This is a genomic window from Demequina pilifera (assembly GCF_048814985.1).
Taxonomy (GTDB): Bacteria; Actinomycetota; Actinomycetes; order Actinomycetales; family Demequinaceae; genus Demequina.
Genome location: NZ_JBMDTW010000006.1, coordinates 19,279 through 41,222, shown reverse-complemented (window position 1 = coordinate 41,222; position 21,944 = coordinate 19,279). Strand labels below are relative to the sequence as shown.

General features: G+C 68.9%; 22 protein-coding genes and 1 tRNA gene. 14 read left to right on the top strand and 9 right to left on the bottom strand.

Going from position 1 to position 21,944, the window contains the following annotated elements:
• The first annotated feature begins 11 nt into the window (after positions 1-11).
• The gene (locus tag ACNI14_RS11365; protein WP_420520158.1) at positions 12-302 is read left to right on the top strand and encodes a GNAT family N-acetyltransferase; all 291 of its coding nucleotides are present in this window, start codon (positions 12-14) and stop codon (positions 300-302) included.
• Positions 303-311: 9 nt separating this feature from the next.
• Positions 312-1,343, top strand: coding sequence for a pirin family protein (locus ACNI14_RS11360; protein ID WP_420520157.1), 1,032 nt, complete (start codon positions 312-314; stop codon positions 1,341-1,343).
• A gap of 178 nt (positions 1,344-1,521) precedes the next feature.
• On the opposite strand, the gene ACNI14_RS11355 is transcribed toward ACNI14_RS11360, so the two are convergent.
• Together ACNI14_RS11355 and ACNI14_RS11350 are read right to left on the bottom strand one after the other, a co-directional pair.
• Positions 1,522-5,307 carry a LamG-like jellyroll fold domain-containing protein gene (locus tag ACNI14_RS11355; RefSeq protein ID WP_420520156.1) on the bottom strand — a complete coding sequence of 1,262 codons (3,786 nt, stop codon included), beginning with the start codon at positions 5,305-5,307 and terminating at the stop codon, positions 1,522-1,524.
• Between the two features lie 149 nt (positions 5,308-5,456).
• A complete protein-coding gene (locus ACNI14_RS11350) occupies positions 5,457-6,155 on the bottom strand; it encodes an NADPH-dependent F420 reductase (protein ID WP_420520155.1) in 699 nt (232 codons plus the stop codon).
• A gap of 58 nt (positions 6,156-6,213) precedes the next feature.
• On the opposite strand from ACNI14_RS11350, the gene ACNI14_RS11345 reads away from it, so the two are divergent.
• Positions 6,214-7,050, top strand: a complete 837-nt coding sequence (locus tag ACNI14_RS11345; protein WP_420520154.1) for an HAD-IIB family hydrolase — start codon at positions 6,214-6,216, stop codon at positions 7,048-7,050.
• A gap of 94 nt (positions 7,051-7,144) precedes the next feature.
• On the top strand, positions 7,145-8,674 hold the full coding sequence (locus ACNI14_RS11340) for a DHA2 family efflux MFS transporter permease subunit (RefSeq protein WP_420520153.1): 1,530 nt from the start codon (positions 7,145-7,147) through the stop codon (positions 8,672-8,674).
• Positions 8,675-8,696: 22 nt separating this feature from the next.
• Here ACNI14_RS11340 and ACNI14_RS11335 read toward each other — a convergent pair whose 3' ends face one another.
• Positions 8,697-9,179 carry an NUDIX hydrolase gene (locus ACNI14_RS11335; protein ID WP_420520152.1) on the bottom strand — a complete coding sequence of 161 codons (483 nt, stop codon included), beginning with the start codon at positions 9,177-9,179 and terminating at the stop codon, positions 8,697-8,699.
• A 4-nt stretch (positions 9,180-9,183) separates the two neighbouring features.
• A complete protein-coding gene (locus ACNI14_RS11330) occupies positions 9,184-9,945 on the bottom strand; it encodes an SGNH/GDSL hydrolase family protein (protein WP_420520151.1) in 762 nt (253 codons plus the stop codon).
• A 43-nt stretch (positions 9,946-9,988) separates the two neighbouring features.
• Between ACNI14_RS11330 and ACNI14_RS11325 the strand changes: the two genes are divergently transcribed.
• The 10 genes from ACNI14_RS11325 to ACNI14_RS11280 all read left to right on the top strand — a co-directional run bounded on the left by ACNI14_RS11325 (position 9,989) and on the right by ACNI14_RS11280 (position 19,329).
• Entirely contained in the window at positions 9,989-10,468 is a 480-nt protein-coding gene (locus tag ACNI14_RS11325) for a glutathione peroxidase (protein ID WP_420520150.1), read from the top strand.
• 71 nt (positions 10,469-10,539) lie between these two features.
• Positions 10,540-11,586 (top strand): LLM class flavin-dependent oxidoreductase, encoded by a 1,047-nt coding sequence (locus ACNI14_RS11320; RefSeq protein ID WP_420520149.1) that lies wholly within the window; start codon positions 10,540-10,542, stop codon positions 11,584-11,586.
• On the top strand, positions 11,583-12,248 hold the full coding sequence (locus ACNI14_RS11315; protein WP_420520148.1) for an NADPH-dependent F420 reductase: 666 nt from the start codon (positions 11,583-11,585) through the stop codon (positions 12,246-12,248). Before ACNI14_RS11320 ends, ACNI14_RS11315 begins: the two co-directional genes overlap by 4 nt.
• Positions 12,249-12,496: 248 nt before the next feature.
• Complete coding sequence (locus ACNI14_RS11310) at positions 12,497-15,250, top strand: DUF4040 family protein (protein WP_420520147.1); 2,754 nt, start codon at positions 12,497-12,499, stop codon at positions 15,248-15,250.
• Positions 15,247-15,585 carry a sodium:proton antiporter gene (locus tag ACNI14_RS11305; RefSeq protein WP_420520146.1) on the top strand — a complete coding sequence of 113 codons (339 nt, stop codon included), beginning with the start codon at positions 15,247-15,249 and terminating at the stop codon, positions 15,583-15,585. The genes ACNI14_RS11310 and ACNI14_RS11305 overlap by 4 nt, the downstream gene beginning before the upstream one ends.
• Positions 15,582-17,138 carry a monovalent cation/H+ antiporter subunit D family protein gene (locus tag ACNI14_RS11300; protein WP_420520145.1) on the top strand — a complete coding sequence of 519 codons (1,557 nt, stop codon included), beginning with the start codon at positions 15,582-15,584 and terminating at the stop codon, positions 17,136-17,138. Before ACNI14_RS11305 ends, ACNI14_RS11300 begins: the two co-directional genes overlap by 4 nt.
• Complete coding sequence (locus tag ACNI14_RS11295; RefSeq protein WP_420520144.1) at positions 17,135-17,500, top strand: Na+/H+ antiporter subunit E; 366 nt, start codon at positions 17,135-17,137, stop codon at positions 17,498-17,500. The genes ACNI14_RS11300 and ACNI14_RS11295 overlap by 4 nt, the downstream gene beginning before the upstream one ends.
• The gene (locus ACNI14_RS11290; protein ID WP_420520143.1) at positions 17,497-17,754 is read left to right on the top strand and encodes an MrpF/PhaF family protein; all 258 of its coding nucleotides are present in this window, start codon (positions 17,497-17,499) and stop codon (positions 17,752-17,754) included. Before ACNI14_RS11295 ends, ACNI14_RS11290 begins: the two co-directional genes overlap by 4 nt.
• Before the next feature lies 1 nt (position 17,755).
• Positions 17,756-18,091: a cation:proton antiporter gene (locus ACNI14_RS11285; protein WP_420520142.1), complete on the top strand. Its 336-nt coding sequence runs from the start codon at positions 17,756-17,758 to the stop codon at positions 18,089-18,091.
• Positions 18,091-19,329, top strand: coding sequence for a BaiN/RdsA family NAD(P)/FAD-dependent oxidoreductase (locus ACNI14_RS11280; protein WP_420520141.1), 1,239 nt, complete (start codon positions 18,091-18,093; stop codon positions 19,327-19,329). Before ACNI14_RS11285 ends, ACNI14_RS11280 begins: the two co-directional genes overlap by 1 nt.
• Here ACNI14_RS11280 and ACNI14_RS11275 read toward each other — a convergent pair.
• The 5 genes from ACNI14_RS11275 to ACNI14_RS11255 all read right to left on the bottom strand — a co-directional run bounded on the left by ACNI14_RS11275 (position 19,326) and on the right by ACNI14_RS11255 (position 21,938).
• The gene (locus ACNI14_RS11275) at positions 19,326-19,712 is read right to left on the bottom strand and encodes a DUF1304 domain-containing protein (protein WP_420520140.1); all 387 of its coding nucleotides are present in this window, start codon (positions 19,710-19,712) and stop codon (positions 19,326-19,328) included. The genes ACNI14_RS11280 and ACNI14_RS11275 overlap by 4 nt on opposite strands.
• Before the next feature lie 232 nt (positions 19,713-19,944).
• Positions 19,945-20,208: a hypothetical protein gene (locus ACNI14_RS11270; RefSeq protein ID WP_420520139.1), complete on the bottom strand. Its 264-nt coding sequence runs from the start codon at positions 20,206-20,208 to the stop codon at positions 19,945-19,947.
• Between the two features lie 389 nt (positions 20,209-20,597).
• Positions 20,598-20,670 (bottom strand) — tRNA-Ala (locus ACNI14_RS11265).
• Positions 20,671-20,724: 54 nt separating this feature from the next.
• Entirely contained in the window at positions 20,725-21,324 is a 600-nt protein-coding gene (locus tag ACNI14_RS11260; RefSeq protein WP_420520138.1) for a histidine phosphatase family protein, read from the bottom strand.
• Positions 21,321-21,938: a histidine phosphatase family protein gene (locus ACNI14_RS11255; RefSeq protein WP_420520137.1), complete on the bottom strand. Its 618-nt coding sequence runs from the start codon at positions 21,936-21,938 to the stop codon at positions 21,321-21,323. Before ACNI14_RS11255 ends, ACNI14_RS11260 begins: the two co-directional genes overlap by 4 nt.
• Positions 21,939-21,944 lie beyond the last annotated feature (6 nt).

Sequence of the window (21,944 nt, the reverse complement as noted above, 5' to 3'; positions counted from 1 at the left end):
CAAGGAGCGCCATGACCGAGACCACCGTCACCCGCAACGAGAACGAGTCACGCTACGACCTGCACGTCGACGGCGACCTCGCCGGCTTCGCCGAGTACGAGATCGACGGCGACCGGGCGGCCTTCACCCACACCGAGGTGTTCGAGACGCACCGCGGCGGCGGCGTCGCAGGCACCCTGGCGGGACAGGCGCTCGCGGACACGGCGTCGCGCGGGCTCACCATCGTGCCCGTGTGCTCGTACATCGCCAAGTACCTGGACCGCCACGAGGTGGAGGGCGCGACCGTCGCGCCGCCCCAGTAGGCCCACGCCATGACGCGCACCGACGCCCACGACGACGTCTGCGACGAGCCCGTCGCTCCCGAGCAGAGCGTCGGCTTCGATCCCGGCCCACGCGCCGAGGTGTTGCCCTCGCGCGAGGTCCCGTTGGGCGGACTGCGCGGCATGACCGTGAGCCGGTCGTTGCCGCAGCGCGAGGTGCCGACCATCGGCGCGTGGTGCTTCCTCGACCGGTTCGGCCCGCAGCGCACCACGATGCGGGTCGAGCCTCACCCGCACATCGGCCTCCAGACCGTCACGTGGCCGCTCACGGGAGAGATCAGGCACCGCGATTCGATCGGCTCCGACATCGTGCTGCGGCCGGGCGCACTGAACCTGATGACGAGCGGCCGCGGCATCGCACACTCCGAGTACTCCATCACCGACGAGCCGATCGACCTCGATGCGCTGCAACTGTGGGTCGCGCTCCCGGAGCACTCACGCCACGGAGATCACGGGTTCGAGTCTCACACGAGCCTCCCCGAGGTGACGCTCGCGGCGCCTTCCGGCGCCATTTCCAGCAACACGCCCGATGCGGTCGCGGTAGTCGTGATGGGCACCTTTGCCGGGACGACGTCCCCCGCGACCACGCACACGCCGATCGTCGGCGCAGAACTGCGCCTCCCGGCGGGCGCGACTGTGCACCTTCCGCTGGAGCAGGCGTGGGAGCACGGCCTCGCGCTGATCGACGGCGACATGACGGTCCGAGACGACGAGGCGGCTCTGCCCGACGTCACCGAAGGAGACATCCTCTACCTGGGCAATCGTCGCTCCGAGGCGACCGTCAGCACGACCAGCGGCGCGCGCATCTTCCTGCTCGGTGGGGAGCCGTTCCCCGACGACCTGGTGATGTGGTGGAACTTCGTGGGACGCAGCCACGACGAGGTCGCGGAGGCGCGCCGCGCGTGGGAAGCCCGGGAGTCGCGGTTCGGCCACGTGGTCGGCCACGACGACACCCGCGTGCCGGCTCCTCCCATGCCCGAGGTTCGCCTCACGCCTCGCCGCCGACGCGCCACCGGGACGTGACGACGCGGCGCCCCTGCCCATCCTCATCGGGCTCGACAACCGGGCGGCCGGACCAACTGAGCCGCACCCGTCACCGTCCCGCTCAGCTCGCGCTCGTGAACGGAGTTGATCCGGCCCGTCGGCGACGGCCGTGGCGCCACCCCTTCGGGCGCCGCGCCACGGCCTCCGCAAACGGTCGCTACTGGCTGTCGAGCTGGTCGAACCGGTAGAGGAACGTGGCCATCGCGTCGCGGGTGGTCTCGTTGAACGGACGGAACTCGTATCCCCCGTCAACGGCCCAGCCCTCGGTGACGCCCGCGCCCTCAAGCCACGTGATCTCCGTGTAGAACTCCGTGTTCCGAGTCGTGATGTCCAAGAACGGAGACTCAACGGGGTCGTTCCCCGCGGGCTCGTCCGCCATGCGGTAGAGGAACGCCGCCATCGCGTCACGGGTGATCGGCTCGAAGGGACGGAACTCCTGTTCGCCGCTCACCATCCACCCAGTGGAGATGCCCTCCTGCGCCAGCCACACGATCGCCTCGTAGTGCTCCAGCGACGGGTCCGCATCCACGAACGGAGACTGCGCGGGGAGCGTGACGTCCGGCGAACCGGCATAGCGATACAGGAACGCCGCCATCGCATCACGGGTGATCGAGGCGAACGGACGGAACTCGGTGCCCGTCTCGGTCTCCCAACCTGTCGAGATCCCCTCGGCAGCGAGCCAGGCGATCCCGGCCGCGTGCTCCGAGCCCGCCACATCGACGAACTCGACCACAGTGGCCTCCTCAGCCACCGTCACGGTGATCGAGACGTTCCGCAGCGAAGGCAGCAGCTCCTCTTCTCGCTCGAGATTGAGGCGCGGGATGCCGTCGGAGGCCCAGTGCACGCGACGGATGTACATGTCGCGTCCGGTGCCGCCGGCATCGGTGCGGGCGTGGAAGACGTACAGCAGGTTGCCGTCGTCATCCTCGGACCACATGCCGTGCCCGGGGCCGAGCAGCCAGTCGTCCTCGAAGGGCTCGGACTTGAGGATGGGGTAGTTGAGCTTCGTCCACACGGACGGGTCCGTGAGGTCCGCGCCGGACGGCGCCATCACCAGACCGTTGGTGTAGGTGTTGCCCACCAGCGAGCCCGAGTACAGCATGTACACGGTGCCGTCCTTGATGTGGACGTTCGGACCCTCCGCGATGGTGTTGTCCCACGCGTACTCGGACGGCACGATCCGCACCGGGGTCGAGGTCAGCGTGTACGGGTCCGCGGGGTCGAAGGTCGCGATGAAGTTCGCCCCCAGCATCTGCCACGAGTAGTAGTGGGTGCCCTGGTCCTCCCAGTAGGTCATGTCGAGCGAGATGCCCGTCTGCGTGTTGAGGGGCTGGCCGTCGGCACGCGTGACGTACGTCGCCTCGCTCCAGTTGGCGGGGTCGGTGGGGTCGAGGTGGTTTCCCTCGCCGTCCTGCTCCAGCTGGATGATGCTGGCGCGACCCGTGAAGATGTCCGAGCTGTAGCAGGGCATGAAGAAGATCGACAGCTTGCCGTCGACCATGTGCATCTCGGGAGCCCAGAAGCAGCCCCACATCGAGTTGCCGTAGGCGTCCAGGGTGCCCCTCGACAGGATGTCGACCTCCTCAACCTCGCCCGCGGCCAAGGCCTCATCTGACAGGCCCGCGATCGAGTCCGCCATGCGCAGCGGCAGGCCGGTGGGCTGACCGCCGTTGTTCACCGGGTCGAGGTTGAGGTCCTTGGTGGCGATCATGAGGTACTTGTTCTCGCCGTTGTAGTCGAACTTGAACGCGGTCGGATCGGCGCGCTCGACGGCGAACGGGGCCTGGTAGTCCGGCTGGCGCACGGTTCCCTCGATCACGTACTCGCCCGGCACCGAGGTGTCGACGGCCGCGATGTCCGCCGCGTCCCAGGTGATCCCCAAGTCGGCCGTCGACCCGTCGTTGTAGTCGAGATCGATCATGCTGGGCAGATCTCCCTCGCTGAACGGGTCTCCCGCCGCGAGCTCGATGTCATGGAGGTTCGAGGCGCCGGTGTTGACGATCGGCTCGAAGCGCACCTCGAGAGCCTCCGCCACCTCGGTGGTGACCGGCAAGGCGTTGCCACCCGCATAGTTCGCCACTCCGGCTCCGGAGGCGTCGTCGCCCAGGATCGGCACGATGCCGCGTTCGATGGGGCCTTGGTCCGCGACCGGGTCGAGGCTCGCGAAGGACGTGTACAGCGACGCACCAGTGTCGGACATCCACGTCAGCACATAGCGGTCCGAGGCGGAGTCGTAGATGGCTGCGGCGTTGTTGACGCCGCTCGTGACGCCCAGATCGATCAGTCCGACCTCCTCATACGACAGCAGGTCGTCGGAGGTCGCGAACAGCACGCTGCTGTCCCCCGTGCCGTCGGAGCCCCCGTTGCGCGCGACCCGGGTGGCGACGATCCCGTACCTGCCGTCCTCGAGGTAGAAGACGTGGGGGTCGATGAGAGACCGGATGATCCCGGAGGTCGTGCCGCCCGAGGCAGGGGTCTGAGAAGTCTTGGGGAAGAAGATGCCGTAGTTGTCGAACAGCGGCGACCAACCGGACGCTTCCTCAAGCGCGAGGTGCATGCTCAGCGCGGCGTCGGCGTTGTTCGCCTCGGCGTCATTGGTGGGGTTGCGGTGATACGCGAGCAGATCACGCGAACCGTCGGCGGGCAGCACCGTCACCGTGAACTCACGAGTGACCGTCTCCGAAGAGGAATCGTCTGCGAGGACCGCAGTGACCGTGGCGACAGTCGGCTCGGCCGCAGAGGACACAATGGCGCCGTCGACGAGGCTGATGCCCGCGCCTGCGGCCTCCACGCTGGAAGCGGTGACGCCATCGGGCGCCGCCGGCAGCTCCGCGCCGGAGGCGACCACGGAAGGCACCACCCAGCGGGCCGCCAGGCGCGCGAGGCGCTCCGCGGGGGTCTCGTCCGAGGGCTCGACCGTGACCGTGATGGTCTGGCTGGCCTCCTGGCCGCGGACGCTCACGGACGCCGTCAGCTCGGCCGTGGCATTCGGCTGCCCCTGTGTGGGCTGCGACACCGTGCCGTCCGCTGTCACGACGGAGGAGTCGCTCGTGGTCCAGGTCACCCGGCCGTCGGCCGTGGGCAGGTCGATGTGGTCGGCCGTGGTGAGGTCCTGCAGGTTGAGATCGTCGAGGACCCCTTGCGCCTGCGCGGCGAACTCCGCCGCGTGAATCGACGCGTCCTCGGCGGAGACTGCGGCGACCTCGGTGGCGTCGAGCACGCGGTCGTAGACCCGGAACGCGGCGACCTCTCCCTGGAACAGCGGGTCCGGCCATGCCGGGTACCCGATGGCGGAGAACGACTGGTCCGCGATGTCGGAAGGCGTGTGCGGCATCGGCCCGGTCTGGGCGAGCTGACCGTTGATGTAGACGGACGCGGTGCCGGCGGCGCCGTCGACGACCGAGGTGACATTGACCCACTCGTCCGCCGTCAGGCTCTCACCCGACTGCACCAGGGTCTCGCTGTCCTCGTTCATGATGCCCACCAGCGTGGACCGGTTGTTGGACTCGTTGACCGAGCCGAAGAAGTAGTCGGTCTGGTCATCCTGCGCGCCGAAGTTCCACAGGAAGTGGAAGCCGCCGAGCGATGTCGCGGACGGCTTGACCTCGATCGACACGGTCGCCGACTCGGCAGACGTCAGCATGTCGTCCGGCAGGCGCACGTAGTCACCGGAGCCTGTCTTCGAGCCGCCACGCAGCGTGAGCGAGGTCCCGGTCCAGTCGGAGTCCTGTCCCCGCTCGACGGTCGCGTCACCGAAGGCTGACCCTGCGGCGGTGTTGGGCACCGCGGTTCCGGACGTCTCGTCGAAGACGTACTCCGCGATCAGCCCGCTGTCCGGGGCATCGGCTGCGGCCGCGGAGCCGACGGCCGTGACGGCCGCCGTTCCCAACACGCTGATGCTGGCGATAGCCGCCACCACTTTCCTCGAGACGCGACCGTCCATGTTCCACTCCTCATTGAGTTCAAACGTCAGGTGACAGCTGCTGCGACGCTTCAACCGCGTCCGCACCACCGAAATGTTATCGTTCACACAGACGGGACGCTAGCCCCCCGGCAGACCCCTGTCAAGGGATGAGGAAAGTCAGACGGAGGTCAAGGACGAGAGCCGCCGCGAGCCCGCGACACCACTCGCCCTCGCTGAGACTGCCAGAACCGGGCGAGCATCTCACGCGCCTCCCCAGCCCCCGCATCGGCCCCAAACAGCTCCGTACCAGGCTCGAAACGCACTCCCTCGGCGAGCGCCCCGGCCACCACCGGATCGAATCCCAGCGCGTCGACGAGAGCGCCGACCGCCGCGACATCTCCAGCGTCATCGCCGGCGATCGCCATGCCGAGCCGATCGGGGTCCCCCGCCGGGCGCGCGAGCTCCTCGAGCGCATACCCGCTCACGTGCCCGAGGGCCTTCACGACCCGGGAGCCCGCGAAGTGGGCCTGGACGATCTCCGAGGTCGACGTCGTGGGGTCGTCGAGGTCCGGGCGGGCGCCGTCGAGCTCCCACCAGTAGTTCATGGCGTCGACCACCAGTGCACCCTGCAGAGCTTCCGCAGGGAGCTGTCGAAAGCGGCCCATGGGGATCGCGAGCACCACGATGTCGGCGCGCGCGGCCTCGTCGACCGACACCGCCTGAGCCCCCAGCACAGCCGCCTCCACCTCGGCGCGGATCTGCTCCGGCGGTCGCGACGCGGCGACCCGGACGTCCAGTCCGGCGGCGCGCCCCAGTACCGCGATCGCCCGGCCGATGCGACCGGCGCCGATCACTCCCAGCGAGGACAGATCTGCAGTGGTGGTCACGTCCGTACCCTAGGCGATCGCGCAAGGAGGCGAGGGCGGCGCTCGGTAGGCTGGACAGATGCCCCCCACCGCATCGTCCTCGCGCGCCATCTTCCTCGACATCGACGGCACGTACGCGTCACATGGGGTGGTCCCCGCCGAACACGTGGACGTGGTGCGTCGCGCCCGTGCGGCCGGTCACCGCGTGCTGCTGTGCACGGGCCGCGCCCGCTGTGCGGTGTCACCGCGCCTGCTCGAGGCGGGCTTCGACGGCGTGATCGCGGGGGCAGGGGCGTACGCGGAGATCGGCGGCGAGGTGCTGCGCGACGAGGTGTTCCCCGCCGCCCTCGCCCGGCGCTCCATCGACGCCCTCGCGCAGTACGGAGCGGTCGCGATGCTCGAATCCACGCAGGCCTTGTATGCCCTGCCGGCGACTCGCGACGCGATGGAGGAGCGTGCGCACCGACCCGGCACTCCGGCCGCACAGGCCGCGCTGTGGGAGGATCTGCGCGACGCCCGCCGGGTGGTCGACTCCCTGCACGGGCTGGATTTCGCGAAGGCCGTGACGCTGTCCGCCCACGCGAATCTCTCCGAGGTCGCCGCGGCTATCGGCCCCGAGGTGGCCGCGGTCGAGACCTCGATCCAGGACCTCGGACGCGGGGCTGGCGAGCTGTACTTGGCCCACGTCACCAAGGCCGTGGGCATCGCCGCGGTCGTCGACCGCCTGGGGATCACCGCCGCGGACGTGGTCGCGATGGGCGACGGACCGAACGACATCGAGATGCTCGAGTACGCCGGCACCGCCGTGGGAATCGCGGGCGGGCACCCGGACGTTCTCTCCCTCGCAGACGTCGTGGCCGAGGGCCCCGAGAACGCCGGTCTCGTCGCCGCGTTCACGGACCTTGGCCTCGTCTGACGTCAGCCCGCCGCGGCCCCGCAGCCGCAGTGCCACAATGGACGTGGTCGGCGCCCGCCGCGCCGCCGCTCCACGAGTCAAGAACGGTCCCCGCATGCCCGAATCCTCCAGCACGCCCGCCATCACCGGCGCCCCGCAGTCGGTGTCGCGGCGCGATGAGCTGGTGATGCGCGTCCTCATCGTCTCCGCATTCACGGTGATCCTGAACGAGACCGTCATGGGCGTCGCCATCCCGCACCTCATGAGTGACCTCGGCATCACGGCCATCGCCGCCCAGTGGCTCACCACAGCCTTTCTGCTGACCATGGCCGTGGTGATCCCCATCACCGGATTCCTGCTCCAGCGCTACCCCACGCGGCCGCTGTACATCGGTGCGATGTCGCTGTTCGTGGCGGGCACCACGCTTGCGGCCCTGGCCCCCGGGTTCGAGGTGCTGCTCGTGGCGCGCGTCATCCAGGCAGGTGGAACCGCGGTCATGCTGCCGCTGCTGATGACCACGGTGATCAGCCTGGTCCCCGAGCGCGAGCGCGGCCGTCGCATGGGCACCATCGGCGTGGTGATCTCGGTCGCCCCCGCCCTCGGCCCCACGATCTCCGGGCTCATCCTGTCCGTGCTGCCATGGCGGTTCCTGTTCGTCTTCGTGCTCCCAGTCGCCCTCACCGTCCTGGTATTCGGCATCCTGCGCATGCGCAGCACCAACGAGCCACGCCGGTCGCGAATCGACGTGCTGTCGGTCGGGCTCTCCGCCGTCGGCTTCGGCTCCCTCGTGTTCGGCCTCAGCCTCATCGGCGAATCCGCCGAGGGTGACCTCGGCAGCGCCCTCGGGGCCATCGCGCTGGGAGTGGCGGTGCTCGCGGTGTTCGTATGGCGGCAGATCGTCCTGCAGCGCGGCGACATCCCGCTGCTCGACCTGCGCGTGTTCGCCGTCCGCACCTTCTCCGTCGCCACCGCCATGTTCGTAGTGAGCATGATCGCTATGTTCGGCACGATCATCCTGCTGCCGCTGTTCATGCAGAACGTGCTCGGGCTGAGCGTCCTCTCCAGCGGCCTGCTGCTCCTTCCCGGCGGTCTCACCATGGGACTCCTGGCGCCCTTGATCGGCCGCGCCTACGACCGCATCGGCCCTCGCCCGCTGCTGCTGCCGGGCACCGTGCTAATCGCCACGGCCCTGTGGGCGATGGCGCTCTCGCTGGACGCCGCGACTCACTGGTGGGTGCTGCTCGCCAGCCACGTCACTCTCAGCGTCGGGCTCGCGCTCGTCTTCACGCCGCTGTTCTCCGCGAGCCTCGGGGCCCTGCCCCGCCGCCTGTATTCGCACGGGTCGGCGACCGTCTCGACCATGCAGCAGGTGGCCGCGGCCATCGGCACCGCGCTGTTCGTCTCGACGATGACGGCCGTCGCCTTGAGCGAGGCCGATGCGGGGGTCGGCTCGGTCCCCGCCGAGGCAGCCGGCATTCGCGCGGCATTCATGGTGGGCGCGATCCTCGCGACGCTCGGCATCGGGCTCGCCACGCTGATCAGGCGCCCCGAGTCAGCTGAGGGTCAGATCGCCACGGGCACTCCGGCCGATGCAGTGGCGGCCGGCGAGCCCGACGGCGCGGGCGCGCCGGTCCCGCTTCACTAGCGGGGCCGCGCCCGCGCCGGCCTCACCAACTGAACGTCGCGGCGTCGGAACCCTCGACCGCGGCGCGCACGCGCACGCGCATGTCCTCCGACATCTCTGGCAGCGCGTCCAGGTCGAACCACGCGGCCTCGGTGTTCTCGCCGTCAGCGGGGTACGGGTCGCCGCTCACGTAGCGGAATCGGAACGTCAGGTCCAGGTACTGGGAGAGATCGCCGTTGTCGTATCGCAAAGGCTCGAGCGCGTGCACCCGCACCAGCGCCTCAGGCTCGGCCACCACATCGGCCTCCTCGAGCACCTCGCGAGCGCCGGCGACCGCCGGCTGCTCCCCGGGGTCGATGATCCCGGTGACGGGGGTCCACGCGCCAGTGTCGGCGCGTCGCACCAGCAGCACTCGGCGCTGCGAACCCGGACCGTCGCGCAGCACGACTGCGGTCACGCCGGGGAGCCACAGGAGTTCGTTGCCGATTTTCTCGCGCAGGCTCAGGATGAAGTCGGGAGTCGCCACCGCGTCACTCGGCGATCGGGTCGATGCGCGACCAGTGCGCGTACTTGGGCTCGCGACCGTCTCCCGAGGAGCGGCGGGCGACTCGCCGCGCGAGCCACGGCAGCACGTACGTCGCGTAGTAGCGCGCCTCCGCGACGGGGCCGGCGGCAGGAACGTGTGCATCACCGGCCTCGGGCAGCTCCGTGTGGACGCCGAGCGCCGTGAGCACTCGGGCGGCCACACGGCTGTGGCCCAGCGCGTTCAGGTGGAGCCGGTCGGGTGACCAGTACGGTGCGCGCCGCAGCTCCTGATCCGACCAGTTGTCGACGAACGTCACCTCCGGCCGGTCGAGCGCGAACTCCTTCACGGCCTCGAGGAACTCGTCGCCCCTGCGCTTGATCATGGAGCCGCGCGGCAGTCGCTCGGTAGGATCGCCCCCGCTGAGGATCACCAGCGCCACCCGTTCCTCGACGCACCGATCGGCCACCTGCGTGGCGTACTCCATCACGCGCTCGACGCCGAAACCCGGCCGCATCATGTCGTTGCCGCCGCCGTTGAAGGTCATCAGCGTGGGCCGCGGGTCGAGCGACAGCGCGGCCTCGAGCTGGTCCTCGACGATCGGCGCGATCAGGCGGCCGCGGATCGCAAGGTTCGAGTAGTACAGCGGCTCGGCGCTCGACTGCGCGAGCCCGGCGGCCACGAGATCAGCCCACCCCCGCAGCGTGCCGTCGTCGAGCCGGTCCCCGACCCCCTCGGTGAAGCTGTCGCCGATCGCCGCATAACGCATGCGTCGAGACTATCCCGTACCGCAGCAGTGGCACGATGTCCCCATGCCCTCACTGACCGACTTCTCCGCCACCGCCCTCACAGGCGAAGAGCGCAGCCTCTCCGAGTTCGCGGGCGACGTCGTGCTCGTCGTCAACACCGCGTCGAAGTGCGGCTTCGCCCCGCAGTTCGAGGGCCTCGAGGCCCTTCAGCAGCAGTTCCAAGCGGAGGGCTTCACGGTTCTCGGCTTTCCGAGCAACCAGTTCAAGCAGGAGCTCTCGGAGCCGCAAGGCATCAGCGACTACTGCCAGAAGAACTACGGCGTGACCTTCCCGATGTTCGCGACCATCGACGTGAATGGACGCGGTGCACACCCCGTGTACCAGTGGCTGCGGTCCGAGGCCGGTGGTGCGCTGGGCTCCGCCGTCAAGTGGAACTTCACCAAGTTCCTGGTGGGGCGCGACGGCCATGTGATCAAGCGATACGGCCCCCAGACCGAGCCTGCGGCGATCGTCGGCGATATCGAGGCGGCCCTCGCCGACTGACCGGGAATGAATCCCGCCCCCGGTACGCTCTTAGTTGAAGAATCAACTGATCAACACGAGGAGCGCAGGCCATGACGCGAGTTCAGTTCGGCATCGAGACGTTCGGCGACATCCCGCTGGCGGACGACGGCACGCTGATGACGCACGCTGCCGCCATCCGTCAGGTGGTCGACGAGGCGGCACTCGCTGACCAGATCGGCATCGACTCGGTCGCGCTCGGCGAGCACCACCGGGAGGACTTCGCCATCTCCTCCCCCGAGATGGTGCTGGCCGCGATCGCCTCCCGCACCTCGAACGTCAGCCTCGGCTCGGCCGTCACCGTGCTGAGTTCCGACGACCCCGTGCGAGTGTTCCAGCGATTCGCGACGCTCGACGCGGTCTCGGGCGGCCGCGCCGAGGTCATCCTGGGCCGCGGCTCATTCACCGAGTCCTTCCCGCTGTTCGGCTACGACCTGGCCGACTACGAACTGCTGTTCGACGAGAAGGTGGAGATCTTCTCGCGCCTGCTCACGGAGAAGCCGGTCAGTTGGGAGGGCAAGACCCGTCCCGCGCTCACCGACGCGGACGTCTATCCCAAGACAGAGTCCGGCGACCTCACCACGTGGGTCGGCGTCGGCGGATCGCCGCAGTCCGTTATCCGCGCGGCGAAGTACGGCTTCCGGCTGATGCTCGCGATCATCGGCGGACAGCCCGAGAGGTTCGCGCCCTACGTGGACCTGTACCGCCGCGCGACCGAGCAGCTGGGCACCACGGCGCACCCGGTGGGCATGCACAGCCACGGCTTCATCGCCGAGACCGACGAGGAGGCCCGCGAGGCCTACTTCCCGGGCTACAAGGCGATGATGGACCGGATCGGGTCCGAGCGCGGCTGGCCGCCCATGGCCCGCTCCTCGTACGACAACGAGATCACCAGCGGCTCCCTCTACGTGGGCTCGCCCGAGACGGTCGCCAAGAAGATGGCCGCCTCGATCGGCGCCCTCGACGTGGGCCGCTTCGACCTGGTCTACACCGGCGGCGGCGCGATGCCCGCGAGCCAGCGCATGCGTGCCGTCGAGCTGTACGGCACCGAGGTCATCCCGCGCGTGCGCGAGCTCCTCGCCGAGGGGACGCAGTCATGACCGAGACCCGCACCGTCGGAAGCCGCACCGTCGGAATACTGGGCGCCGGCAAGCTGGGGACGGTCCTCGCTCGGCTGGCCGTCGAGGCCGGCCACCGCGTGCTCGTCGCCAGCTCGGGCGACCCGTCTCGGATCTCGCTCACGCTGGAGGTCCTGTCTCCCGGCGCGGAGGCCACGACGGCCGATGCGGTCGCCCGGGAATCCGACATCGTCGTCCTGGCGCTTCCGCTGGGCAAGCACCGCACGCTCGACGCCGAGTCGCTGCGCGGCACCGTCGTGGTCGACGCCATGAACTACTGGTGGGAGGTGGACGGAGCACGCGAGGACCTCGCGTCCCCGTCAGCCTCCACGAGCGAGATCGTCGCGGAGCACCTGGAGGGCGCCAAGGTCGTCAAGGGCTTCAACCACATGGGGTACCACGACGTCGACGAAGGCGGGCTGCCCACCGGATCCGAGGAGAGGCGTGCCATCGCGATTGCGGGAGACGACGCGAGGGCCGTCGACTCAGCGAGCGCCCTGGTCGATTCGCTGGGGTTCGACCCGGTGGCCATCGGCGGCCTGGCGGCCGGGCGCAGCCTCGAGCCCGGCACCCCCGCCTTCGGCGCCAACGTGACCGCGGACGAGCTCCTGTCGCTCGTGGAGAGGGTCACCGCGCAGGCGTAGCCGGTCCCTGCGCCCGACCCTCGTAGCCGGGCGGGGTGCAGATGCCCTTCCGGTAGAATGACACCCGAAGTCAGGTCCAGTGGCCTCGCCCCTCGGGCCCTGTTCTTGCCCCCGTCCATGCGATTGCTCGCCCGAGGCCGTGACAGGCACCGCGCCAGCACCCCGAGCCCCAGTGACCGGACCCAGGTGGTTTTTTGCTCCTCGCGTGTGTAGCGACCGTCGTCGCCACGTGTGTCCTGGCCCCCTTGGTGACGCGGCTGCTCGGCCGCAGCGCCGGCTGGATCCTGTCGATCCCCCTGGTCGCGGCCGCCGCGGGTCTCGCCTACCTCGGTTCCGGCACTCAAACCGTGCCGTGGATGCCCACCCTCGGCATCGGGTTCGATCTGAGGCTCGACGGGCTGTCGCTCACGTTCATGATGCTGGTGCTGCTGATCGGCGCGGTCGTCCTGACGTACAGCTCTCGGTACTTCGCCGTGGGGAAGCACACCAGGTACTTCACCCTCATGACCGGCTTCGCGGCGGCCATGACCATGCTCGTGCTCGCGGACGACGTGGTGCTGCTGTTCCTGTCGTGGGAACTCACCACGCTGTGCTCCTTCCTGCTGATCGCGCGCTCGGGGCCGCAGGCCCGCAAGCCCGCGGTGCGCACCCTGCTGGTGACTGCGATGGGAGGGCTGGCCCTGCTGGGCGCCGTGACCACCATGGCCGTCGTCACCGGCACCACCCAGATCACCGCGATCATCGCGGACCCGGTCTGGCAGGAGAGCTCGAGCGTCACGATCACCGTGATCGTGCTGGTCGCAGTCGCGGCGTTCACCAAGTCCGCCCAGTTCCCGTTCCAGGCCTGGCTGCCGGACTCGATGGTCGCGATCACCCCCGTCAGCGCGTACCTCCACGCCGCGGCGATGGTGAAGGCGGGCATCTACCTGCTGCTGCGCTTCTCCCCCGCGTTCTCCGAGGCCTTTGTGTGGAACACGATGCTCATCACGGCGGGCCTCATCACCGCGCTGTTGGGAGCAGTCGCCGCGCTCAGGCGCTATGACCTGAAGGAACTGCTCGCGTACTCGACCATCAGCCAGCTGGGCCTGCTGGTGGCGATGATCGGCGTCGGCACTCCTGAGGCGATCAAGGCCGCGACCATTCACACTGTCGCTCACGCGCTGTTCAAGTCCGCGCTGTTCCTGTTCGTCGGGGTGATCGACCACCGCGCGGGCACGCGAGACATCCGCGCGCTGACCCACATGCGCATCCGCATGCCGGTGACGCTCGGTGCGATCACGATCTCGGCGGCGTCGATGGCTGGGCTGCCGCCGCTCTTGGGGTTCATCAGCAAGGAGTCCATGTTCACGGCGTTCGTGGACGCGCCCTCGACGCCGTGGGGCCCCGTGGCGATCACCACGGCCGCCGCCATCGCATCGGCGCTCACGTTCGCGTATTCGGCGCGCATGGTGATGGGCGCTCGCGGGCACGACCCGAACGGCCGGGAGGTGACGGAGGTGCGGCCCGCCATATGGATCGCCCCGAGCCTGTGCGCGATCGCCGGCCTTGCCCTCGGTCTCGCGCCGTTCCTCCTGGACCCCCTGATCTCGGCGGGCGCGACTGCCGCCTCCGGCACCGACGTCGAGACTCACCTGTCGCTGTGGCACGGCTTCAACCTGCCGTTGCTGATCTCCGCGGTGGTCATCACCACGGGTGTGCTGCTGGTGCTCGCGCGCAGACAAGTCCAGCCGGTGCTGCTGAAGTACCGTCTGCCGTTCTCCGCTCTCGACGTCGTCGAGGGCACGCAGGCGGGAATCATTCGCCTCGGCGGCATCGTCGGCGGGTGGTCCGGAACCTTGGCGCCGCGCCTGCACCTGACCATTCCGGTGCTCGTCACCATCGCGATCGGCGTCGCCGGCACCATTGGCATCTCAGGTCTGCCAGCGGTCGTCGGCGAGACCTCGCGTCCGCTCGACTGGGTGCTCGTCGCGCTCCTTGCCGCCGGGGTGATCGCGGCGATGACCATCTCGACCCGCGTGGGCGCGGTGGTCGTCGTCGGAGTGGTCGGCTTCGCGATGACGCTGTGGTTCCTGTCGCTGGGCGCCGCCGACGTCGCGCTCACTCAGCTTCTGGTCGAGATCCTCACGGTGACCGTGATGGTGCTGCTGCTGCGTCGACTGCCCGTCACCTTCGTGCGCACCTCGGTGATGCGCACCCTGCCGTCACTCGCGATCGCCGTCGTTGCAGGCCTGGCGACCACCGTCGGTGTCCTTGCGCTCACGGGGCGGCGTCCCATGTCCGACGCGGCACGGTTCTACCTCACCGAGGCAGAGGAAGCGACGGGCGGCGCAAACCTGGTCAATACGATCCTCGTCGACTTCCGCGCGCTCGACACCCTGGGTGAGCTCACGGTGCTCGGAGTGGCGGGGGTCGTGATCGCGGCACTGCTGCGATCGCGCCCACCGGCGTCCGCACGGCGCATCGACATCGATACGCACTCTCCGCTCGCCGATGCGCTCGACAACTCGGTCTTCACGCGCACCTTGGCCAAGCTCGTGGGTCCGCTCATCGTGGTGCTCTCCATCTTCTTGCTGCTCCGCGGCCACCAGGAGCCAGGAGGCGGCTTCATCGCCGCCCTGGTGGGTGGCGCCGGCTTCGCCCTCATCTACCTCATGTCCCCCACGGACGACGTGAAGCGCATCCGCTGGCCCTACCTCGCCCTCATCGGCGCGGGAGTCGTCGTCGGCACCGGCACCGGCCTCCTCGGCTTCGTCGAGGGGTCGTTCCTCACCCCCCTGCACTTCTACGTGTTCGACATTCACCTCACGACGGCTCTGGTCTTCGATGTCGGCGTCTACCTCGCGGTGGTCGGCGTCGTTCTCGCTGCCTTCAACCTGTTGGGCCTGCCTCGGCCGCATGAGCGGGCCCAGGACGGCGGATTCGACGCGAGGGACGAAGGAGACGACGACACGACCCTCGACGCACCGCCGTCTTCCCCGGCTCACGAGGAGGCCCGCACATGACTCTCGCGATCACCGCCGGCCTGCTCGTGATGGGCGGCGTCTATCTGATGCTCAAGCGCGAGATGCTGCGCATCGTGCTCGGCTTCATCCTCCTTGCTCACGCCGTGAACCTGATCATCATGGCCGCAGGCGGGGCCTCGCGACGCGACGCCCCGTTCGGCACCCCCGATGACCTGTCGACGGTCGCGGACCCGCTGCCGCAGGCCTTCGTGCTGACCGCCATCGTCATCGCGTTCTCGATCACCATCCTGATGCTCGTACTGGCGGTCACCGGGCGAGACCAGGACGACGACACCACGGTCGAGACCGAGGACGACGTGGAGGCACAGTCATGACGGGCGCCATGCTCCCCCTGTTCGTCGCGATTCCGCTGGTGATGGCGGGTGTGCTCACGATGCTGGGCGGCCGCACCCGGCTTCAGTGGATCACGGTGTACGCCGTGCTCGGCCTCGCCCTCGCGGGAGCGATCACGCTGGTCGTCGCGTTCCGCGACGGCGGCGCGATGGCCGATGCCGTCGCCTTGTGGCCCTTCGGCATCGCCATCCCGTTCGTGGCGGACATGTTCGCCGCGCTCATGCTGACGGTGACGCTGATCCTGACCATCACCTGCGTCGCGTTCGCGATGGCCTCCGGCCGCGCATCGTCTCCCCACTTCGCACCGCTTCTGCTGGTCCTCGTGGCGGGGGTGAGCGGCGCCCTGCTGACGGCGGATCTGTTCAACCTCTTCGTGTTCATCGAGGTGATGCTGCTGCCGTCGTACGGCCTCTTCGTGCTGGCGGCGCCAGGCTCGGCACCGCTGAGGCAGATCGCCGGCGCGCGGCTGTACGTGACGGTCAACCTGCTGACGTCGACGATCTTCCTCGCCGGAGTCGGGTTCGTGTACGGCGCGGCCGGGACGGTGAACCTGGCCGAGCTCGCGGGCCTCGCGGCGGAGGACGACACGGTGGCGATCGCGATGGCGATCTGCCTCTTCGCGCTCAGCATCAAGGCCGCCGTCGTGCCCGTGCACGGCTGGCTCGCACGTTCCTACCCTGCGACCTCGCCCGCGATCACCGCGCTGTTCTCGGGGCTCCACACCAAGGTCGCGATCTACGCGATCTACCGGCTGTACGCGGTGGTGTTCGAGGGCGACGCCCGGTTCCTGTGGATCGGCGTCGCCGTGTTCACGGCGACGATGGTCATCGGCGTGCTCGGTGCCGTGGGCGAGACCACCACCCGGTCGATTCTGGCCTTCCACATGGTGAGCCAGATCGGCTACATCCTCATGGGAGTCGCGCTGTTCACCGGCGTCGGACTGACGGCGGGCATCTTCTACCTGCTCCACCACATGATCGTGAAGGCGTCGCTGTTCCTGTCCACCGGCGCAGTCGAGGAACGCTACGGCACCGGCACCATCGGCCACGTGTGGGGCATCACCAAGCGTGAACCGTGGATCGCGGCCGCCTTCTTCGTCGCCGCGCTCTCTCTCGCCGGCATCCCGCCGTTCTCAGGGTTCGTCGCGAAGCTGAGCCTGATCCTCGCGTCGATCGACGCGGGTGAGATCGTCGCCGTGGTTGCGATGCTCGTGGTGAGCATCATCACGCTGATGTCGATGCTCAAGATCTGGTCCGGGGTGTTCTGGGGCAGGCCGCCGGACCGGGTGTTGCAGACTCACGAGGAGAAGGACCTTCCGGTGGCGGGCTCGACCCCCGGGGACGGCACCGCGCTCGTGCTCGACACCGGAACCAAGCCCCGCATCGGCTTCGCGCTCGGAGCGCCCGCGGTGGCGCTCGCCCTGCTCACCATCGGGCTGGGGCTGGGAGCCGAACTGCTTCTCGGGCTATCGGAGACGGCCGCTCACGGCCTTCTCGACACCACCGCATACGTCGAGGCGGTGACGAACCCATGAGCTGGTTGACATGGCCCGTCCGGATCGTCGTCTTCCTCCTGTGGTACACGTGGCTCGTGGTGCGCACCAACGCCGTGGTGCTGCGTGACGCCGTCACCCCGGGGCAGTCCTCGACCCCTGGCATCGCACGCTACGACTCGCGGTGCCGCACCGACATGGAGATCACGCTGCTGTCCACGTGCATCACGCTCACGCCAGGCACGCTGACCGTGGGGCACGACACCCCTGCGGACACGGAGATCGACCACACCATCTACGTCCACGGCATGTACTCCCCCGATCCCTCCCACCTCCGCGAGGAGCTGCGGGACCTCGAGGGGCGCCTACTCACCGCCATGCGTCGCACGGGAGGCCCGTCATGATCGGCCTCGTCATCGGCATCGCGCTCGTGGGATTGGCAGCGGTCGCCACGGTCTACAGGATGGTCAAGGGACCTACAGACGCGGAACGCGCCATCGCCGGTGACCTGCTGATGTTCTGCGTGATCGCCATGCTCGCGCTGTTCGGCGTGATGCTGTCCACACCGTCCGCGTTCGAGATCGTGCTCGTCGCCGCGCTGCTGGGCTTCCTCAGCACCATCGCGTTCGCGCGGGCACTGACCCGAGGGAGGCGCTGACATGCTGGAGATCTTCGGCTCGATCGCCATCATCCTGGGCGCCATGGTGTTCGTCACCGGGGCGCTCGCCCTTCTCAGATTCCCCGATGCCTACACCCAGGTGTCCGCGGTCGGCACGGCCGGAGGCATCGGCATCGTGCTCATCGTGAGCGGCGCTCTGCTCTACGAGTTCACCGCCATGAACCTCGTGGTCGTGCTGCTGATCGTCGCGGCGCAGCTGCTGACCTCTGCGGTGGGATCCATGGCGCTCGCACGCTCGTCGTACCTGGCGGGCTCTCCCCTTCGACGGGTGTACTTCAACGAGCTCGAGGACGATACGCGCTCACGGCGCGACTGATGCGCACGGCACGCGTCATTGGCGGCGGCCCGGCCGGCCTGATGGCCGCGGAGGTCCTGGCCCGGGCCGGGGTGGCCATCACGGTCCATGAGCGCATGCCCTCCCCCGGGAGGAAGTTCCTGCTCGCGGGCCACGGCGGACTCAACCTCACACACTCCGAGGACCGCGATCGCTTCGTCACGCGATACGGCGCGTCCACTGACCGGATCGCGCCCATGGTCGAGGGGTTCGGACCGGACGACCTTCGCGAGTGGGCAGCCGACCTCGGTGAGCCGACTTTCGTCGGCACGAGCGGTCGGGTCTTCCCCCAGGCGCTCCGCGCCACGCCGCTGTTCCGCGCGTGGTTGACGCGCTTGGCGGAGCTTGGCGTACAGATCGAGCGCCGCACCACGTGGACCGGCTGGGCGGGCAACGGGTCGCTACTGATCACCGATGAGGACGGCGAGACGCGCGAGGTCTCGAGCGATGTCACGGTCTTCGCCCTCGGCGGGGCGTCGTGGCCTCACCTCGGCGCGGACGGGACGTGGGTGGGCCAGTTCGCCGAGCGGGGCATCGACGTCACGCCTCTCGAGGCCGCCAACGTGGGGGTGCGTGTCGCCTGGTCTGAGGTCTTCGCCAACCGGTTCGCGGGCACTCCCCTCAAGAACGTGTCCGTCACCGTCGCTGGCGGCGAGCCGCGACGCGGCGAGATCATGCTCACCGCCTCGGGCGTCGAGGGTGGACTCATCTACGCACGAGGTGCCTCGATTCGCGCTGCGCTCGCCACCACCGGCCGATGCGTGCTTGAGGTCGACCTCCGACCGGAGCTTTCGCTCGAGGACGTTGCGAGACGCCTGGGCAAGCGCAGGCCCAAGGACTCGGCCTCCAACTGGCTGCGGCGAGCAATCGGACTCGACCCCGCATCGGCCGGGCTGTTGCGGGAGGCCTCGGGCGGCACGCTCCCCCACGATGCGGCGGCCATTGCGGCGCTGATCAAGGCGGTGCCCATCGAGGTGACGGGAACGATGCCCATCGACCGCGCGATCTCGACCGCAGGCGGCATCGCGTGGAGCGAGGTCGACGAGCACCTCATGCTGCGCCGGCTCCCCGGCACCTTCGTCGCGGGCGAGATGCTCGACTGGGAGGCGCCCACGGGCGGCTACCTGCTCCAGGCCTCGTTCAGCATGGGCGTGGTCGCGGCCCAGGGTGCGCTGGCGTGGCTCGCGGACGATGCCGCGAAAGGTTCGCTGAGCCCTTAGAGCGCGAGCCCCACGGCAAGCAGGATCACCGCGAGGCCGGGCAGTACGCCCTGTTTGAGCGCCGCGCTGGCGTAGTCACGGTCGGACAGCACCAAGACGAGCGCGGCGGCCGCCATCGAGGCAGCGCCCACGAACACCGACGTCGCGCCTGCCACGGTGTGCCCCGCTGCCGTCAGGACGACGCCCACCAGCACGGCGATCGCGAGGAACAGGTTGTAGAAGCCCTGGTTGAAGGCGAGGCCCTTCGTGGCCTGCGCCTCGGACTCCGTGGTGCCGAACACGGCCCGCGCCCGCTTGCCGGTCCACGCGATGGACTCAAGATAGAAGATGAACACGTGCACGGCGGCGGCAAGCCCCGCCAGGATCAACGCCGTTGTGATCATTGACTCAGCCTGGCAGATCGCACGCAACAGGCGAGATGCGCGCGTTCGGAGAGTGAGAAGTACTCCAGCCCAGCGAGCAGTTCGAAACGCGCCGAATTGGCATCAATCCAGTCGGTGCGCGCGCTCGGCGTGAACCGTCTAGGGCTTCCTGCCATGTGCCTCCGCATCGGGACGGTGCCTGTCACGAACCCGCAAGTGAAGCAGCAAAGCACATGAGCCGTGCGCGATATCGCTACTCACCGGGAGTGGACAGGCAGTCCTCGCCTTCGATGACGAAACGCTGCTGACCGTCGAAGTCATCGCCCCAGTAGCGCACTGCGGCACGTTCCTCGGAGTAGATGATCACCATGAACGACGCTGGAGCGGCGGGAGGTACGGGAATGCTGAGCTCGTCGCCTCGAACCTCTCCGAAAACACTTCGCTCATCAAAGTAGAAGTCTGGGTCGACGCCCCCCTCAATCAAGTCGGGAGGCCGAATGTCGGTGTAGACGCTCACCGCGCTATCGCACTGTGCCACGAGCACCCCCGTCTCCGTGGGGTCGACGCAACCAGCGAGGAGGAGGACAAGCGATGCCGCAGACGCACCCGCGAGAATATTCGAGAATCGAGTCACGGGAAGCTCATTTCGCGCATCAACAACGAATACCGCAAATCACAGCAACGAGCCGACGACGAAGAACCAACGGAGACGCCGTCGGGGGCAGCGATCGTCAGGATCTCGCTCATCTTGAGACCGCATCGGGCTCACCCCACCCTCGCTCTTCATGGCCAGTTGCACACTACTCACTCATCACGTGCCACAAATTGGGAGGCCCGATCGCTGCGGAAACAGCGAAGGCCGCCCCCGTCAGGGAGCGGCCTTCATGATGCTGTCTCAACACATCGTGGAGCTGAGGGGACTCGAACCCCTGACCCCCTGCATGCCATGCAGGTGCGCTACCAGCTGCGCCACAGCCCCAATGCATCGCCCCGAAGAGCGACTGACAGTGTAACGCACCGCGCGGACGCGGCGCTAATCCGCCCCGAGCGCGAACGCGTCGACGTGCCACGCGCCCGAGTCCGACAGCGTCAGGACGTGCCAGGCGCCGTGCGGGATCTTGCCGAAGACTCTGGACTCGGTATCGAGGCCCACGAGGTTCAGCACGCCCAGCTGGATCGCGCTGCCGTGGCTCACCACGACGGTGGGCGTCTCCGGGTCGTACCAGCGACGCAGGCCCTCGCCCACGCGGGCGGCGACGTCCGCGGACGCTCCCCAGCCGTCGATGCGCGGCTCCAGGCCCCGGTGACGACGCTCGAAATCCTCGGGCCAGCGCTCGCGCACCTCGTCCCACGTGCGGCCCTCCCACACGCCATACGGGCGCTGGGTGAAGGCCTCGTCCACCTGGGTTTCGACTCCGAGCAGCCTGGACAGTTCATCGGCCGATGCGCTCGCTCGGGACAGCGGCGACGACACCACACGTGCGTGGTCACCCACGTGCGCAACAATGCGCGCGGCGGCGGCCGCCGCCTGTGCGCGCCCATCGTCATCGAGCGGGATGTCGAGGGAGCCCTGCAGGCGGCCCTCATCGTTGTGGTCCGTGCGCGCGTGGCGCCACAGAACGAGCTGGCTCACGGTCGCTCCCCCAAGGTCTCCGGCATCACGTTGTGCCTCTCGAGGGTCCAGTCGCCGTGCGCGCGGCGAGTGAGTCGCGACCACGCGGCATTGCCGAGGTTGCCCAACGTGCGGTGGTCGAGTGGCAGTCCCACCAGGCCCTGCATCCCTACGCGCGCCGAGCTGCCGTGCGTCACGACCAGCAGCGTGCCCGTCACGCGCTCGGCCCACTCCTCGATCGACTCGACCATGCGAGCGCGCACGAAGTCGTGGTGCTCGAAGCCCGGCACGTCCGCGCTGCCGTAGGTGCGCCACGCCTCGACCTCCTCGGGCCAGCCGCTCTCGCGCTCCTCGGGTGTGATTCCCTCCCACGCGCCGTAGGCGCGTTCGCGAAGCCGCTCGTCGACGTGCGTCTGCGTCCCGAGGGCCCCGGCGATCGCATCGGCCGTATCGCGCGCCCGCACCAGCGGAGAGGTGACGACCGTCGTGGTGGCCTCAAGCAGGCCCGCGAGGGCAGTCGCCGTGGCGGCCGCCTGCGCCTGGCCAGCGTCCGTCAGCTCGACATCGGAGGATCCCTGCAGGAGTCCCTTGACGTTCCACTCGGTCTGGCCGTGCCGGACTACGTAGACCTCCATGGCGGC

What these genes read in the sequence shown, in the direction of transcription:
- ACNI14_RS11365 (WP_420520158.1), top strand. Translation starts at nt 12, where the DNA reads ATGACCGAGACCACCGTCACCCGCAACGAGAACGAGTCACGCTACGAC.
- ACNI14_RS11360 (WP_420520157.1), top strand. Translation starts at nt 312, where the DNA reads ATGACGCGCACCGACGCCCACGACGACGTCTGCGACGAGCCCGTCGCT.
- ACNI14_RS11355 (WP_420520156.1), bottom strand. Translation starts at nt 5,307, where the DNA reads ATGGACGGTCGCGTCTCGAGGAAAGTGGTGGCGGCTATCGCCAGCATC.
- ACNI14_RS11345 (WP_420520154.1), top strand. Translation starts at nt 6,214, where the DNA reads ATGCCCCCCACCGCATCGTCCTCGCGCGCCATCTTCCTCGACATCGAC.
- ACNI14_RS11340 (WP_420520153.1), top strand. Translation starts at nt 7,145, where the DNA reads ATGCCCGAATCCTCCAGCACGCCCGCCATCACCGGCGCCCCGCAGTCG.
- ACNI14_RS11330 (WP_420520151.1), bottom strand. Translation starts at nt 9,945, where the DNA reads ATGCGTTATGCGGCGATCGGCGACAGCTTCACCGAGGGGGTCGGGGAC.
- ACNI14_RS11325 (WP_420520150.1), top strand. Translation starts at nt 9,989, where the DNA reads ATGCCCTCACTGACCGACTTCTCCGCCACCGCCCTCACAGGCGAAGAG.
- ACNI14_RS11320 (WP_420520149.1), top strand. Translation starts at nt 10,540, where the DNA reads ATGACGCGAGTTCAGTTCGGCATCGAGACGTTCGGCGACATCCCGCTG.
- ACNI14_RS11315 (WP_420520148.1), top strand. Translation starts at nt 11,583, where the DNA reads ATGACCGAGACCCGCACCGTCGGAAGCCGCACCGTCGGAATACTGGGC.
- ACNI14_RS11305 (WP_420520146.1), top strand. Translation starts at nt 15,247, where the DNA reads ATGACTCTCGCGATCACCGCCGGCCTGCTCGTGATGGGCGGCGTCTAT.
- ACNI14_RS11300 (WP_420520145.1), top strand. Translation starts at nt 15,582, where the DNA reads ATGACGGGCGCCATGCTCCCCCTGTTCGTCGCGATTCCGCTGGTGATG.
- ACNI14_RS11295 (WP_420520144.1), top strand. Translation starts at nt 17,135, where the DNA reads ATGAGCTGGTTGACATGGCCCGTCCGGATCGTCGTCTTCCTCCTGTGG.
- ACNI14_RS11290 (WP_420520143.1), top strand. Translation starts at nt 17,497, where the DNA reads ATGATCGGCCTCGTCATCGGCATCGCGCTCGTGGGATTGGCAGCGGTC.
- ACNI14_RS11285 (WP_420520142.1), top strand. Translation starts at nt 17,756, where the DNA reads ATGCTGGAGATCTTCGGCTCGATCGCCATCATCCTGGGCGCCATGGTG.
- ACNI14_RS11280 (WP_420520141.1), top strand. Translation starts at nt 18,091, where the DNA reads ATGCGCACGGCACGCGTCATTGGCGGCGGCCCGGCCGGCCTGATGGCC.
- ACNI14_RS11275 (WP_420520140.1), bottom strand. Translation starts at nt 19,712, where the DNA reads ATGATCACAACGGCGTTGATCCTGGCGGGGCTTGCCGCCGCCGTGCAC.
- ACNI14_RS11255 (WP_420520137.1), bottom strand. Translation starts at nt 21,938, where the DNA reads ATGGAGGTCTACGTAGTCCGGCACGGCCAGACCGAGTGGAACGTCAAG.